The sequence below is a fragment of the Bifidobacterium pullorum subsp. saeculare genome, from assembly GCF_016899725.1.
Taxonomy (GTDB): Bacteria; Actinomycetota; Actinomycetes; order Actinomycetales; family Bifidobacteriaceae; genus Bifidobacterium; species Bifidobacterium pullorum_C.
Window position 1 is genome coordinate 70,446 of sequence record NZ_JACLYU010000001.1, and the last position, 15,159, is coordinate 85,604.

The 15,159-nt window shown below is 67.5% G+C and carries 13 protein-coding genes and 2 pseudogenes; 4 read left to right on the forward strand and 11 right to left on the reverse strand.

Translation table 11 applies throughout. The features are described 5' to 3' along the window. Positions 1 to 120 precede the first annotated feature (120 nt). The 7 genes and pseudogenes from H7U32_RS00295 to H7U32_RS00325 form a co-directional block, all read right to left on the reverse strand. Positions 121 to 1,071, reverse strand: a complete 951-nt coding sequence (locus tag H7U32_RS00295; protein WP_204467023.1) for a hypothetical protein — start codon at positions 1,069 to 1,071, stop codon at positions 121 to 123. 97 nt (positions 1,072 to 1,168) lie between these two features. Then, the gene (phnX, locus tag H7U32_RS00300; RefSeq protein WP_204467024.1) at positions 1,169 to 1,963 is read right to left on the reverse strand and encodes a phosphonoacetaldehyde hydrolase; all 795 of its coding nucleotides are present in this window, start codon (positions 1,961 to 1,963) and stop codon (positions 1,169 to 1,171) included. A 69-nt stretch (positions 1,964 to 2,032) separates the two neighbouring features. Beyond that, a complete protein-coding gene (gene phnW / locus H7U32_RS00305) occupies positions 2,033 to 3,205 on the reverse strand; it encodes a 2-aminoethylphosphonate--pyruvate transaminase (RefSeq protein ID WP_275051208.1) in 1,173 nt (390 codons plus the stop codon). A 240-nt stretch (positions 3,206 to 3,445) separates the two neighbouring features. Next, complete coding sequence (locus tag H7U32_RS00310; RefSeq protein WP_204467026.1) at positions 3,446 to 4,486, reverse strand: ABC transporter substrate-binding protein; 1,041 nt, start codon at positions 4,484 to 4,486, stop codon at positions 3,446 to 3,448. A 67-nt stretch (positions 4,487 to 4,553) separates the two neighbouring features. Further along, positions 4,554 to 6,290 (reverse strand): ABC transporter permease subunit, encoded by a 1,737-nt coding sequence (locus tag H7U32_RS00315; protein WP_204467028.1) that lies wholly within the window; start codon positions 6,288 to 6,290, stop codon positions 4,554 to 4,556. A 1-nt stretch (position 6,291) separates the two neighbouring features. Beyond that, positions 6,292 to 7,178 (reverse strand): annotated as a pseudogene (locus H7U32_RS12550) (ABC transporter ATP-binding protein). Between the two features lie 117 nt (positions 7,179 to 7,295). Continuing rightward, complete coding sequence (locus H7U32_RS00325; RefSeq protein WP_204467029.1) at positions 7,296 to 8,165, reverse strand: MurR/RpiR family transcriptional regulator; 870 nt, start codon at positions 8,163 to 8,165, stop codon at positions 7,296 to 7,298. A 363-nt stretch (positions 8,166 to 8,528) separates the two neighbouring features. Between H7U32_RS00325 and H7U32_RS00330 the strand changes: the two genes are divergently transcribed. The 3 genes from H7U32_RS00330 to H7U32_RS00340 all read left to right on the forward strand — a co-directional run bounded on the left by H7U32_RS00330 (position 8,529) and on the right by H7U32_RS00340 (position 11,723). Next, positions 8,529 to 9,722: an SLC13 family permease gene (locus H7U32_RS00330; protein WP_204467031.1), complete on the forward strand. Its 1,194-nt coding sequence runs from the start codon at positions 8,529 to 8,531 to the stop codon at positions 9,720 to 9,722. Positions 9,723 to 9,845: 123 nt separating this feature from the next. Then, a complete protein-coding gene (locus H7U32_RS00335; protein ID WP_204467033.1) occupies positions 9,846 to 11,447 on the forward strand; it encodes a Y-family DNA polymerase in 1,602 nt (533 codons plus the stop codon). A 54-nt stretch (positions 11,448 to 11,501) separates the two neighbouring features. Then, positions 11,502 to 11,723 (forward strand): hypothetical protein, encoded by a 222-nt coding sequence (locus H7U32_RS00340; protein ID WP_204467034.1) that lies wholly within the window; start codon positions 11,502 to 11,504, stop codon positions 11,721 to 11,723. A 141-nt stretch (positions 11,724 to 11,864) separates the two neighbouring features. Here H7U32_RS00340 and H7U32_RS00345 read toward each other — a convergent pair whose 3' ends face one another. From H7U32_RS00345 to H7U32_RS10660, 4 genes and pseudogenes are all read right to left on the reverse strand, one after another. Next, positions 11,865 to 12,254 (reverse strand): hypothetical protein, encoded by a 390-nt coding sequence (locus tag H7U32_RS00345; protein ID WP_204467036.1) that lies wholly within the window; start codon positions 12,252 to 12,254, stop codon positions 11,865 to 11,867. Between the two features lie 150 nt (positions 12,255 to 12,404). Continuing rightward, positions 12,405 to 12,614 carry a hypothetical protein gene (locus tag H7U32_RS00350; RefSeq protein WP_204467038.1) on the reverse strand — a complete coding sequence of 70 codons (210 nt, stop codon included), beginning with the start codon at positions 12,612 to 12,614 and terminating at the stop codon, positions 12,405 to 12,407. Continuing rightward, positions 12,611 to 13,604: pseudogene (locus H7U32_RS00355) on the reverse strand (IS3 family transposase). The gene H7U32_RS00350 and the pseudogene H7U32_RS00355 overlap by 4 nt, the downstream one beginning before the upstream one ends. Further along, positions 13,489 to 14,010 (reverse strand): MFS transporter, encoded by a 522-nt coding sequence (locus tag H7U32_RS10660; protein ID WP_239457392.1) that lies wholly within the window; start codon positions 14,008 to 14,010, stop codon positions 13,489 to 13,491. Before H7U32_RS10660 ends, H7U32_RS00355 begins: the two are co-directional and overlap by 116 nt. 363 nt (positions 14,011 to 14,373) lie before the next feature. On the opposite strand from H7U32_RS10660, the gene purC reads away from it, so the two are divergent. Beyond that, complete coding sequence (gene purC / locus H7U32_RS00365) at positions 14,374 to 15,123, forward strand: phosphoribosylaminoimidazolesuccinocarboxamide synthase (RefSeq protein WP_204467040.1); 750 nt, start codon at positions 14,374 to 14,376, stop codon at positions 15,121 to 15,123. Positions 15,124 to 15,159: the final 36 nt, after the last annotated feature.

The following is a 15,159-nucleotide window of genomic DNA, read 5'->3' on the forward strand; positions in this document are numbered from 1 at the left end:
CGGCCGAAAACGTCGCAAGTGTTTACTGGCCGTAAACGGATGCGACGTCATACCCCGGTCCGGTGTCGCATCCGTTGACCCCGCGGAAACGGATGCGACAGTCGGGGGAGAGTTCCGGCGTCATCGGCGTTTGGGGATGTCGGCGCCGAGCAGTTTGCGTTCCAAGCGGTCAGGGTGACTGATGTCTTCGAACTCGAAACGGACGATGGCGTCCACTCCCTGGCTGCGCAGGTGGTCTTCGCGGCGGCGCTCCGCATGGACCGCGGCCTGGATGGACGATCGGGAAGGTGTGGCGATGTACTTGCCCATGCCGTCGTATTCGCCCACGACGATCCGCCCGCCCGGCAGCAGCCAGGCGAAATCGGCGCGGTATGAGCCGGACGGTTTGTCGGGGTTGACGAACGGGTATTGCAGTTTCGGCGCGATGAAGCCGCGTTCGATCATCACGGCGCGCGCCCACGACTCGCCGCCGTTCTCGCTCAGCGGGTCGGTATAGGAGACCAGCAGGGCGATGGCGGTGCTGTCGATGCGGAGCCGGCGGCAGAGTGCGAGTGCGGCGGTGACATCGACGCCCTGCCTGGCGGCGGAGTCGAAGATGGGCAGCGCCTCATGGAACCGGTGGCGCAACCCACAGTCAAGCAGCGTCCGTTCCGGGGCAGTCACGGTGACGCCGTCGAGCCGTACCGCGGGGATATCCCGCATGCGGATGCGCACGAGCCCGGGGTGGTCATGCGCCCTGGCGCCGAAGGCGCTGGCGATGAGGATCGCATTGCCTCGGTGCAGGGCATAGGCGTGATCGAATCCGTAGAGCGTGGCGGCGGTCAGTCCGGCGAACACCCATGAGGGGTGGAGCTGCGCCAGTGCGCGGGCCACATGATTGGACCGGTCTTTGGCGTTGAGCGTGTCCCAATAGGCGGCGCGGGCATAGATATTGCGGTATGGGCGAGCCAGTATGCCGCGTGCGGCTTGCCGTTGCAGCGCGCGGCGGACAACGGGCGTGGTCCCGTAGGCGCACCGGCGCTGTGCCTGCGCGGTGTCCAGCATTGCGGCGACGTCTTGCGATCCGGTCATGCCATCGACCGTATTGGCGGGATCGGGCCGGGGCAAGCGTGGGCGGGCAGTGTGGTCGGATCCTCCGCTCCGGGCGTGTCGGAGGATCCGACCGCGGTCAGACCAGCCGGGCCAGCAGGGCCGGCAGCTCGGCCATCGTGTCGATGACCGCGTCGGCGCCGGCCTCGGCGAAGGCGTCGCGCGTGCGGCGGCGTGCGGCGGCCTTGCCGGCCTCGTCCAGCGCCTTGAACTCGGCGATGCCCAGGCCCATGAGCGAGCTGCCCTCCGTGACGCCGATGGTGTAGCAGCCGGCGTGCTTCCCCTCCTTGATGTCGGAGACCGTGTCGCCCACCTTGACGACGCGGCGCACGTCCGTGAGCCCCAGCGCCCGCATGTTCGCGAAGATCATGTACGGTGCGGGGCGGCCGTGGCCGTCCACGCCGTCGGGCGTGATCATGAAGTCGGGCCGGTAGCCTTCCGACGCGGCCTGCGGGGCGACGATCGCCATCATCGTGTCCGTGTAGCCGGTGGTGGAGCCGATCTTGAGGCCCGCGGCGCGCAGCTCGGCCACGGCGTCGGTCACACCGGGCTTCGGCGTGGCGTACCGGGGCAGCATGTCGATGAGCTGCGGTTCGAAGCGACGGTAGACCTCGTCCACGGATGCGGCGGTCGGCGCCGCGCCGCCGTGCGTGGCGGCCCAGGCGCCGGCGATGCGCTCCATATGGAGCATCGCCTCGATGTGGTTGTGCTTGAGCAGGCCCATCGGCTGGCGTGCCTCCTCGACGGTCGCCTCGACGCCGCAGTCGGAGAACGCCTCCAGCAGTGCGCGCACGGGCGCGAAGCAGCCGTAGTCGATGGTGGTGCCGGCCCAGTCGAAGATGACGGCGTCGAAGCCGGGGATGGCGATGGTCATGATGGTGGTCCTTTCCTATAGGGATGATATGTGGGTGGTGCGGATCGCGTGGGTGGTGCCGTCGGCCGGTCAGGCGTGGAGCCGCACGCCAGCGGGCGCGCCCGCCAGCACGGCGGTCCCCGCCTCGTCCATGCGCCGGATGGCCTCGGCGACGTCCGCGGTGCCGCAGGCCGGCTCCAGCAGCCCGCGCTCGGCCATGTACAGCGCGAACAGCTCGGTGACGCGCACGATGTCGTCCACGTAGATCTCGCCGATGTTGCCCAGGCGGAAGGTCTCCTCGTCGGTGAGCTTGCCCGGGTAGATCGCGTAGCCGCGCTCCTTGATGAACGCGTACAGGTCCGCGAAGTCGAAATCCGTGCCGTCCGGGTACAGGAAGGTCGTGATGATCGGTCCCTGATGGTCCTTGAGGAACGTGGAGAAGCCGAGCGTCCCCATGCGCGCGATGAGCAGCCGGTTGTTGAGCGCGTAGCGGCCGGAGCGGGCCGCAAGACCGCCCTGGGCCTCCATCTCCTCCAGCGCCTTGTGGAAGGCGAGCACCACATGCGTGGGCGAGGTGTAGCGCCACTTGCCGTCGCCGTCCTCCAGGCCGCGCCACTGGTCGTACAGGTCGAGGGAGAGACTGCGGGCCTTGCCCTTCGAGGCCTTCAACGCCGCCGTGTTCGCGATGATGAAGCTGAAGCCCGGCACGCCCTGGATGCACTTGTTGGCGGAGGAGACGAGGAAGTCGATGCCCCAGTCCTCGACCGGGATGTCCACGCCGCCGAAGGAGCTCATCGCGTCCACCATGAAGGTTTTGCCGTGCGCCTTGGCCACGCGCGCCACCGCTTCGATGTCGTTGAGCAGGCCGGAGGTGGTCTCCGAGTGGATCATCGACACATGCGTGATCGACGGGTCCTCGTCCAGAATCGCCTCGACCTTCGCGGCGGAGGGGATCGTGTCGTACGGCTCGGCGTACTGGCGCCAGGCCACGCCCGCATGCCGGCAGATCTCCACCTGGCGGTCGCCGTAGGCGCCGTTGGTGCACAGCAGTACCTTCTCGCCCGGCCCGACCACGGAGGTGAGCACGCTTTCCACGCCGAAGGTGCCGGATCCCTGCATGAGCACGGCCGTGTACGTGCTCGGCGAGCACTGCGCGAGTTTGACGAGCCGGCGGCGGATGTCTTGGGTGATGGCCTTGTAGTCGTCGTCCCACGTGCAGTGGTCGAAGAGCATCTTCTCCTTGACGGTGCGGGTGGTGGTCAGCGGGCCGGGGTGAGCAGCTTGTACTCGTTCATGGGGTTCCTTCCTGGGATGGGGTGGCGGGTGCGGTCGATTCTAAGGTCAGTGCATAAGTGACGATTGCCACTACGTAGTTGGTTGGTCAAATGGGTCGCCTGCCGCCGGGCCGGACGGCAGGCGATCCGCGGTGGACGCGGCATCCGGGCGGGCGTGTCGGATGACGGACGTCCGCGTAGTTTTGTTGTCGCCGTGCGCCGTTGTGGCTCAGGCGCGCGAGGCCCGCTTGGCGGCTTCGGAGAACTTCAGGTGCTGCTGGAGCAGATCGGCGGTCAGCGGCTGGCCGAAGGTCTTCGGGTGGGCGGAGTGGTTCGCGGGTTCCTGCTCGCCCTCGTACAGCGGGTTCGGGTAGGTCTTGATGAGCTCGGCGCGGCCCTGATCGATGATGGCGGCGGCCATCTTCTGCGCGTCGGGCTTGGTCGTGGCGCCCTTGTCGATGACGGCGACGGACTCGGTCAGCGAGTAGTTGCCCTCGGACGGGTCGACGAAGTCGATGGGCAGGCCCTTGGCCTTGTCGGCCGCGGCCTGGTGGCGCAGACCGAAGCCGATGGCCGTCTCGCCGGAGCGCACGTCCTTGAGCGGCGCGGCGTCGGACTGTTCGGCGTGCGGGCCGGCGTTGCGGAAGAAGTCGGTCAGGATGCGTTGGCCCTCCGCGCCCTCGCCGTAGGCGCCGATGATGTCCTGCACCATGAGCCAGCCGGTGGATGAGCCCTCCATGTCCGGGAAGGCGATCTGGCCCTGGTACTGCGGGTCGGCCAGGTCCTTGACGCTGGTCGGCGCCTGCAGCCCCGCGGCTTTGAGCGCCTCGGTGTTGGTGAAGATGGCGCCCTCCTGGCTGGTGGTGGGGCGGCGGTAGTCCGGCGTGGAGGCGTCCAGGGGCTTGGATTTGACGTCGGTGAGCGTGGCGAACATGTGGTGCTTGGTCTGGACGGAGTCGACGTAGTACGAGCTCATCGTGATGAGGTCCGCCTCGATGCCAGTGCCCTCGGCGAGCAGCTTGCCGCCGAGCTCGGAGGTGCCGAAGCCCTGCATCACGTACTTGCCGGCGAAGCCGCTGTTGTCGAGCGCGTGCTTGAAGGCGGTGACGGCCTCGTCGTCGGCGTTCGTGTAGATGACGACCTTGCCCTGGGATCGCGCCCCGGTGGCGGTGGCGGCGGCGTTCGCGCCGCAGGCCGCCGTGGACAGGCCGAGCGCGGCGACGGCGGCGATGGCGCCGAGACGGGTGAGCAGACGGTGCGTGGAGGTCATGATGGTCCTTTCCGTGGGTTGGGGTGGGTATGTGCGATCGATGGTGTGCGGGCGGGGGAGGGCCTGCTCAGGCGGCCTTGGAGACGGCGAGCCGCGCGCGGCGGCGCGCCATCAGTGCAGTGCCGAGGGCGACCAGACTCTTGACCGCCAGGTTGGCGACGAGGATGAACAGGCTGAGCACGAAGACGGAGTCGAACTTCGTCAGATGCTGCAGCGCGGAGATCTGCGTGGTGAGCACCTGCGTGGTGGCCCCGGTCAGGAACACCACGGCGGAGATCGTCACCATCGCGTTGACGAAGTAGTAGCCGAACACCTGCAGCAGGGCGGGCGCCGCGTTCGGTGTGATGACGCGCCTCAGCGTCTTGAGCCAGGTGTCGCCCATGAGGCGGGCGGTCGTCTCGTAGGAGCCGTTCATGCGGCCCAGCGTGTCGCGCATCATCTGGTAGGGCGTGGCGAAGTAGTGGACCACGTTGCACACCACCAGGATGGCGACGGTGTTCTGCAGCGGACTGCCGGTGAAGGCGAAGAGGAAGCCGATGCCGAGCACCATGCTGGGGACGGTGTTGATGACGCTGCCGAGCGCGTCGATCGGCGCGGCGACCCAGCGGGGCAGATGGCTGCGCGCCGTGGCCAGGGGCGCCCCGTAGGCGACGACGGTGCCGAGCAGCGCGGTCAGCGCCGCCACGAGCAGGGAGTTGGCGAGCACCTGCATAAGACTCGGGTCGGCGAACACGTCGGCCACATGAGCCAGCGTGGGCGCGGGCAGGAACGGCCACATCGTGACGAACGGCACGACCAGGATCACCACGAACAGCGAGAGCACGGCCGCGAGCACCAGCAGCGACCCCGCAGCGCACAGCGCGTCGCGCCGCCGTCCGCGCGGCAGCGCGACGCGCGACACATGGTCGGTGCGGACAGTGAGGCGGTTGAGCACGGCGAACAGCGCGATGCTCAGCAGGCTCGGCGCCAGCATGACCATCGCGATGACCGCTCCGCGGTTGAAATCGGGCATGCTGCCGAGCATCTGGCCGAACAGGGCCATCGCCAGCGTGTCGTACGTGCCGCCCACCGAGGTGGGGATGCCGTAGTCGGTGAAGCTCAGGAAGAAGCTCTGTACGAAGGCCACGCCGATGACGCCGGCCAGCGGGCGCACGACGGTGTGCAGGAAGGAGACGGCCGGCCGGTCGCCCATCACATGCGAGACGATGATGAAGCGGCGGTCGAGGAAGCGGAAGCCGTTGTCCAGCAGCAGGAAGCAGGTGGGCATCGTGTACACCACGTAGCCGATGAGCAGCCCGTTGAACCCGTAGATGTCGATCGGCTGATGCCCGCCGAGCAGCCGCGTGATCAAGCCCTGGCGGCCCAGCGAGTAGATGATCGCGAAGCCGTAGGTGATGGTCGGCAGCAGCATCGGCACCTGCGCGAGCAGCCGGATCGCCGTGCGCAGGCCGCGCGGCGCGTCGGTGCAGTTGACCGTGTACGCCAGCAGGAAGGCCAGGGCGACGGCGACGGCGGCGCTCGCCGCCGAGACCTTGACGCTGTTGCCCACGGCGGTGAGGAACCCCGGTTCGGCGAACACCGCCAGGTAGTTGGCCGCCGTGACCGAGCCGTCGGTGGCTTGGAAGGAGCCGGTGAGCGCGAGGACCAGCGGCAGGAGGAGGAACAGCGCGAAGAACGCGGCCACGGCGATGGCGATGGCCTTGAGCTCGGTTTCGCGCGGTTTGGCCGGCCGGCGCACATAGTTGACGACCGTGGGCCGGATGTTCCCGAGCTGCTTGCGCGCCTGGATGCTTTCGAAGCTCATGTCACGCCGCCCTGCCCGTGCCGGCCGCCCGCCCGTCCGCGCCGTCGGCGAACAGCGTGCGGATGTTGCCGCGCTTGACCTCCAGCTGGCGCAGGATGAACGCCCTGACGAAGTCATCGGCCGGGCGGGCGATGATGTCCGCCGGCGTGCCGTACTGCGCGATGCGGCCATGGTCGAGGATGAGCACGCGGTCGCTCATCGTGCACGCCTCCTCCGGATCGTGCGTGACCATGACGGTGGTCAGATGGTACTGGTCGACGATCTGGCGGATCTTCGCCTTGATCGACTCCTTGATGACGCCGTCGAGGGCGGCCAGCGGCTCGTCGAGCAGCAGCTGCGGCTTCATGACCAATGTGCGGGCCAAGGCCACGCGCTGCTTCTGCCCGCCGGAGAGCTCGTCGATGCGTTTGCCGAGATGCTCCTTCAGATCGAGCAGGTCGATGAGCTCGTCCACTTCCTCGGGGCTGCTCGCACCCCCCTGTTCCTGAGCCCGTACACGATGTTCTGCCGGGCGGTGAGATTGGGGAACAGCGCGTAGTCCTGGAATACGATGTTGAAGCCGCGTTTCTCCATCGGCACAGCCGTCATGTCCCTGCCGTCGAAGAGGATGCGGCCACCGGTCGGCTCGGTGATGCCGAGGATGATGTTGAGCAGCGTGGTCTTGCCGCCGCCCGACGGCCCGAGGATCGACATGATCTCGCCGTCCCCGAGCGTGAGGGAGATGCCGTCCAGCACGGGCTTGCCGTCGAACGACTTCGTGATGTCCTTGAGTTCGAGCATGTGGTGTCCTGCTTGTCCTGCGGATCGATGGTGGGTGGGGCCTCTCCGGGCCGCCGCCGGTGGCGTGCGGGCTGGGGGAGCGGAACGCCCTTGCGGGCCTGTATCCATCCTCGGGCCGCTGCGGGGCGCCGGGGGCCGTCCGGGAGGAAGACGCAGGGAAATGAAGGTGAACAGCAAGCGTAACTACGTGGCGGCGATGTAGTTCCGTAGTTTCGTAGTTCCGCCTCAGCGCTCGAGGCCGCGGTCGCGGATCATGCGGCCGGATTCGTCGAGGGCGGTGGAGAAGCGGCCGTAGTCGGCCAGGATGACGCCCATGTACAGCATGTCCACCAGGGCCACGTTGGCGACGCGGGAGAAGATGGCGTTGCCGTGGATCTCATGCGAGCCCACGCCGGTGAGCAGCGTGACGTCCGCGGCCGCGGCCAGCGGGGCGCCCGCCGTGTTCGTCACCGCGATGGTGCGCGCGCCGGCGGTTTTCGCCGCGCGCAGCGCCTTCACCGTGTCCACGGACGAGCCGGAATGGGAGAAGGCGATGGCCACGTCCCGGTCCGTCAGATGCGCGGCGCCGATCTGCTGCAGGTAGGCGTCGGTGTTGCGCCGGCAGGCCAGGCCCAGATAGGAGAGCTTGGTGTACAGGTCGACGGCCGGCACCTGCGAGTTCTCCACGCCGTACACGTCCACCAGGCGCGCCCCGGCCAGCAGCGCGCAGGCGCGGCGGAAGGCCCTCGGATCGAGCGCATGGCGCAGCTCGCCGATGAGCTCCGTCGCCCCGGCCGCCACCTTCGCCGGCACATCGTCCTGGTCGTCCCACGGATTGAGGTCGAAGCCGCCCAGCGGGTCGACGGTCACCTCGTGCTCGGATTCCGGGTGGCGCAGCACATAGCGCAGCTCGCGGTACCCGCCGAAGCCCAGTTTGCGGGCGAAACGGATCACGGTCGGCTGGCTCACATGCGAGGCGTCGGCCAGCTGGCCGACCGTCAGGTCGGCGGTCTCGTCCAGATGGTCGCGCACGAAGCGCGCCACCGCACGCTCGGCCGGACGCAGCGACGCATACACATGGTCGATGCGTCCGCGGATGCCCACCGGGGTCTGCACCTGCCCGCCTCCTTGTCCTTGTCGCGGAAGGCCCGTCCTCGTCCGTCCGCCGCGCCGGGGCGGCCGACGGAGAGGGGATCGCGGGGCCGTGGCCGCGGCCGGCCGCCCGGCGTCACGCCGGGCGCGCTCCGGTCCGCATGGCGACCCCTCCTTCCTACGGTACGGTACGGCGGCCGTCCATGCGCGGCGCAAGCTGGATGGCAGGTGAACGCGCTGTGAATTCTGGCGCGCGGCCGGCCGCCGGACGCCATGGAGGGGATGACGGGGGAATGGCCCGCGCCCCGCGCGAACTACGTAGCTCGTCGCCCGCGCCGATAGAATGACGTTGTCTGTGCCCGTCGAAGGCAACCCGCGGAGGGATTGATGCGACAACTGCTCGTCAAGCTGGCCAAGAACGAAACCATCCTCATCGTGGCGGCGGTGCTCGCGCTCGTCTCCTGCTTCATCGTGCCGCCGGACGCGCAGTACGCCGACTACATCCACGCCAGCACCATCCTGCAGCTCGTGTGCCTTATGCTCGTGGTGTGCGGCCTGCAGCGCATCGGCGTGTTCCGCATCATCGGCTCGCGTCTGCTGCACCACGTCAACACCGAGCGGGGGCTGGTCGTCACGCTTGTGGCGCTCACCTATTTCTCCGCGATGCTCATCACCAACGACGTGGCACTGGTCACCTTCGTGCCCTTCGCGATCGCCGTGCTCATGATGGCGGATATGGAGGACCGGGCCGTCCTCGTCGGCGCGCTGATGGCCATCGCCGCGAACGTCGGCTCCATGCTCACCCCCATCGGCAACGCGCACAACCTCTACCTCAAGGCCCTCACCGGCATGCCCAGCGGCGAGATGATCGGCATCATGGCCCCCTACTCGCTCACCGCGGCGCTGCTGCTCCTCGTGGTCATCTTCGTCGCGTTCGGCCGCAAACCCGTGGACGAGCTGCGCTCGCTGGACGGCGCCGGCCTGGAGACAGGCGTGCTCGCCCCCGACTCCTCCAAGCCCCGCCCGGACGAGATCCGCATCACCGGCTACGGCGCCGGTTACGGCGGCTGGCGCACCATCGTGTACGCGGCGTTGTTCGTCGTGTGCCTGCTGGCCGTCAGTGACATCATCCCGCTGTGGGCGATGTGCGTGGTGGTGGTCGCGGCCTTCCTGGTCACCGACCGCCGCGCGTTCCGCCACGTGGACTGGGGTCTGCCGCTCACCTTCTGCATGTTCTTCATCTTCATCGGCAATATGAAGCGCGTGCCCGCCTTCTACGAGCTCGCCGCTTCCCTGGTGGACGCGCATCCGCTGGAGGTGGCCGTCGGCTCCAGCCAGCTCATCTCCAACGTGCCGTCCACGCTGCTGCTCTCCGGCTTCTGCGACCAGTGGCGCGAGCTCATCATCGGCACCAACCTGGGCGGCATGGGCACGCTCATCGCCTCGATGGCCTCGCTGGTGGCCTACAAGAACGTGACGCGCCGGTATCCGGATCGCAAGGGCTGGTATCTGGCGGTGTACACCGCGATGAACGTGCTGTTCCTCGCCGTGCTGCTGACGCTGAGCTGGATCATCGAGTGAGCGCTTGCGACATGCGGCATTCGAACAAATGTTCGAATATCTGGTAGGATGGGGCACGGCCCTGGCGGCAGGGTCGGCGGAGCGTCCCCTCCGCCACGGCTGACGCGGCAGGAGGTGACGGCGATGCCGGACCAAGCGGCGCAGGAGGGCGGCCGCGCCTACCTCGCCATCGACCTGAAGTCGTTCTACGCGTCGGTGGAATGCGTGGATCGCGGCCTGGACCCGATGACCACGAACCTCGTCGTCGCGGACACCAGCCGCACCGAGAAAACCATCTGCCTGGCGGTCTCGCCCTCGCTCAAAGCGCACGGCATCGGCGGCCGGGCGCGCCTGTTCGAGGTCGTCGAACGGATGAAGGCGGTGAACGAGGAGCGCCGCCTGAGGGCGCCGGGGCGCCGGCTCGCCGGCGAATCCTGCGACGCGCGCGACCTGGCCGCCGACCCACGGCTCAAGGCCACGTACATCGCGGCCATGCCGCGCATGGCGCGCTACCTGGAGGCCAGCGCCGAGGTGTACGCCACCTATCTGAGATACGCGGCGCCCGAGGACATTCACGTCTACTCCATCGACGAGGTGTTCGTGGACGCCACCCGCTACCTCAATGCCCTGGGCATGACCCCGCGCCAGATGGCCTCCGCGATGGTGCGCGACGTGTACCGCGCCACCGGCATCGTCGCCACCGCCGGCATCGGCACCAACCTGTACCTGGCCAAGGTGGCGATGGACATCCTGGCCAAGCACGAGCCGGCGGACGAGCACGGGGTGCGGGTGGCGGAGCTCGACGAGCGCTCCTACCGCGAACGCCTGTGGGCGCACCGGCCGCTCACCGACTTCTGGCGCGTCGGGCGCGGCACCGCGCGCCGGCTCGAGTACGAGGGACTGATGACGATGGGCGACGTCGCCCGCTGCTCCCTGGGCCGGGACTCAGAGCATTACAACGAGGATCTGCTCTACCGGATGCTCGGCGTGAACGCCGAGCTGCTCATCGACCACGCCTGGGGCTGGGAGCCGTGCACGATCGCCGACATCAAGGACTACCGACCCGAAGGCCACTCCATCAGCTCCGGCCAGGTGCTCACCGGACCCGCCACCGCGGCCACCGCGAGGCTGATCGTCAAGGAGATGGCCGACTCGCTCGCCCTCGACCTGGTGGACCAGGGACTCAAGGCCAGCAGACTGGCGCTCGCCATCGGCTATGACGTCGGCAGCCTCGACCCCGCGCGGCTCGACTCCTGCGCCTCGCCGGAGATGCGGCGGCTGGCCGCCCGCTCCGCCGTCGACTACGACGGACCCGAATCCCGCGACTGGTACGGGCGCCGCGTGCCCAAACCCGCCTCCGGCGCCATCGCGCTGGAACGGCACACCTCGTCCTCCCAGGCCATCCGCGACGCGATGGCGCGGCTGTGCGACCGCATCGTCGACCCGCGCCTGCTCGTGCGCCGCATCACCGTCGTCGCCGACGGCCTGGCCTACGCTCGTCAAGCGCAGGACGGCGCCTCCTACGAGCAGCCGGACCTGTTCTCCGGCCTCGCCGAGGACGTGGACGGCACACTGTCCGCCCCGCCGGTCGGCCATGGAAGCGAGGCCCAGGAGGCAAGCGTGCAGCGCGCGCTGCTCGACGTGAAACGCCGATTCGGCAGGAACGCGGTCATCAAGGCGATGGATATGGAGCCGGGAGCCACTGGGCAGGACCGCAACCGGCAGATCGGAGGCCACCGCGCGTGACGCTTAACGTGATGCTCTGGAACAGAAGCAACGGCAACGACAGGAGGAACGGCCATGCCCTTCGAGGATGTGCACCGCTATGACGACATCATCGGTCTGCCGCACCACGTCTCGCGCCGTCATCCGCCGATGAGCCGGCGCAACCGGGCCGCGCAGTTCATGCCCTTCGCCGCGCTGACCGGCTATGACGCGGTCATCGCGCGGACCGCGCGGCAGGTCGAGCAGGCCGTGGAACGGGCCGACGCCCCGTCCGCGGACGTCATGGACGGGGCGTGATGGGCCGGGTGTCGGATTCCGTCATACTGATGATTCCACACCGTATCTCCGTGGCTACGAGTCAGCCACAACTGGAGGAAGATTACTCGTTGCTCAGCAAGGTGCCTCATTTAAAAGTGAGCGCGAAACCGTGAGCTTCGCTCAGTAGATCGCATCCCGCCATGTGTCATACTGACATGTGGCCGATGTCTCGGATCCGGTGGCTTGTTGTTCGTCAATCGTGTGACCGCTGAATATGATTTCGCAGGAGACATTGCCTTCCACCGCTCCGGAATCACGTTCAACTGTCAAGGTGAATGGTCTGTCGGTTTCGAGCCAATCGTCCGGAGCGACTTTCAGCCAGTCCCCTTTGATTCGGGTTTCGAGAACTGTCTCGCCCTGCGACTCGATCCTGACAATCCCCGATTCCACAGAGGCATGAAATTCAAGATGAGCCCCGGTCTCACTGCTTTGAGTCGATGCGCCGCAACCCGCCATGAGCGCACATGTTGCCAGGCAAATGCAGAAAGACAATAATTGCCTTTTTCTCATCGATCGTCCCTCCGATTCGAACCACGCTGCAGGATCCTGCGCATAAGGGCAAGGCCCGGGTTTTCATCGAATAATACGGTATGATTCCCAACCTCGCACGGCGGGGCTGACTTTGGCTTGGACTGCCTCGGGGAGTCTGGGTGAGTAACGTCACTGTATGACAGTCTGCCGCGCCAGTGCGCCATGAAGCACCCAGACGGCAACCGGCAGGGTCAGCAGCCCGCCGATCACAAACACCGCCTGCACGGCAATCACATCACACAGCGGGCCGAAGACCGCCATGCCCAGCGGTGTGCCGAATGTGGAGAACGCGGTGAGCAGACCGAATGTGGGGGTGTGGATGTTTTTTTGGATGGTCATGCGGCCAGTCCAAGGCTTCTGCGGTATTGCACGGGGCTCTGCCGGCCCGGAGATTTCTTGGTGCGTGTCTCATTGTGGTGGGTCAGGTAGGCGGCGAGCCGCCCGTGGAGCTCGTCGTAGGTCACGTCCTTCCAGTCGCGGCAGTGGAGGAATTCGTTCCTGGGCCTGCCGAGGAATCCCTCGGCGGCGGCGTTGTCGGGGCCGCGGCCCTTGGCGCTCATGGACCGGACCAGCCCGTGTTCCTCGCGGATGTGGAACCATCCGGGCCGCCGGTAGTGACAGCCCCGGTCCGAGCGGGCCGTCGGTGTCTCGCCGGGCGCGGGCGTGGCGATGGCGTCGAGCGGCATGCCGTCGGCCATGGCCGCGTCCGGGCTGCGCGACAGCCTCCGGGAGACGACCATGCCGTCGAAGCGGTCGATGACCGGGGACGGCCGGCGCTTGTAGCCGTCCATGGCGGACCGGGTGGCGTCCGTCGGCCACGGCCGGTTCGGCGCCCCGGCGCGGAAGTCGCGCTCCACGAGGTTGGCGGGCGCCTCGGACGGCTCCCCCCTGTGGGGGCTCCGCCGCCTGGGCCTCTTCGGGCACACGGGCCGCGGCCCCTCCCCGCCCATGATGCGGCGCGCCGCCTTCTCCGAGACGGCCGGCGGGTCCGTCCCGTCCCGCCGCGGCATGGCATGGATGGTGCGGTAGCCCCACACGCGCCCGCCCCCTCTCGGACAGGGCGCGTATCCGTCCGCGCGGGACGGCATGCCTGTCGCCGGCCTCCATGGCCGCGCGCTGGCAGTGGTGGGCGCCGCGCCCGGGACCCGCCGCGCCGGGGGCGGCGGCGCGACTCTCCCCGGCGATCACGCGCCTGGCGGCCCCTGCCCTGGCATCAAGCGTATACGACACACGCCGCCTCCCGGAATACCGCGGATCGCGGGACACCCAGTTCGCCAGCCCCGCCTCGGACGGATGGCCCGGCACCGCGATCGTCCTCCTCAACGACACGCCATCCTGGAAATACAGATCGACCGCCCTGCGACGCTGCTCCTCGCCATACATATCGGACTCCAATCCAGACACCCACGCGTCCAACCTTTCGTCCGCACCCCCAACGGAACGCCAGTGCGCACAGAATAAACGGCGCACTGATCCGTCCCGAGGCAAACCCCAGCGCGAGAAAGACGGTGATCACCGCGATCACCGCATCCGGGAGCATGATCAGTGTTTTACGATTCCACCGGTCCGCCCACACGCCGCCCAACAGCGATACCAGTCCCTGCGGCAGACATTGGATGATCATCACCGCGGTCATCATCAGGCCCGAATTGGTGGACATCACCATGTACCACACAATCGCGTACTGCACAATATTCGAGCCCAGCAGCGATGCCGCCTGCCCCGCCAGCAGCATTGCCACCTGCGCGCGCTGGCGCGTCGGACGCTCATTAATAGACGTATATGTATCCTTCTCAAAGCAGACGATGCCAGTTAATCCTTTTCGGATTCACACGCGAATGCTGATGTCCAGCATTTGAATTGGTGCTCGGAAGCCAGCTATGTGGGGTTATGTGCATGTCTAGCCCCCGGCAAGTTGATGATTATAAAAATTGCAAGATTCCTGTGGGGATGGATTGCGCCCATCCTCGCGGGTGCCGCACTCCACTGTGGCCGGGCGAGGGCGCAGAAGAAGGCGGGCATGTAGCCGGCGGTTGGTATCCTTGGGCCCGTCATATCCACCCTTTCCACCCTGACACACGCATGAGGAAGGCGATCCATGGAGAAGCTGGAGAAGCTCTACGAGGGCAAGGCCAAGCAGCTGTTCGCAACCGACGACCCGGAGGTGCTCTGGGTCGAGTACAAGAACTCCGCCACCGCGGGCGACGGCGAGAAGAAGGAGGACTTCGCCGGCAAGGGCCGCCTCAACAACCGCATCACCACGCTGGTGTTCGACCTGCTGGCCAAGCGTGGCATCCCCTCGCATCTGGTCAAGCGCGTGGGCGACACCGCCCAGCTCGTGAGGAAGATGGACATGTTCCCGCTGGAGATCGTGCTGCGCAACACCGCCGCCGGCCACTTCTGCTCGCGCCTGGGCGTGGAGGAAGGCATCGACTTCGACGAGCCGGTGCTCGAATACTTCATGAAGAACGACGAGCTGCACGACCCCTTCGTCAACGACGACGACCTGGTGGTGCTGCACGTGTGCACGCGCCAGGACCTGGCCGAGATCGCCCCGCTGGCCAAGCGCATCAACGAGGCCCTCATCGACATCTTCGCGAAGATTGACGTCAAGCTCGTCGACTTCAAGATCGAGATGGGCCGCACTTCCGACGGCACGCTGCTGCTCGGCGACGAGATCACGCCGGACTCCTGCCGCCTGTGGGACCAGCGCGACCACTCCGGCAAGGTCGAGCACCTGGACAAGGACCTCTTCCGCCGCGACCTGGGCGACATCATCCCCGCCTACGAGGAGATCGAACGCCGCCTGAGCGAGCTCGCCGCCTCCGAAGGCATCGCGATCGACTGACGCCCGGCACCGCCACAACCCCCGAAGGACAACACC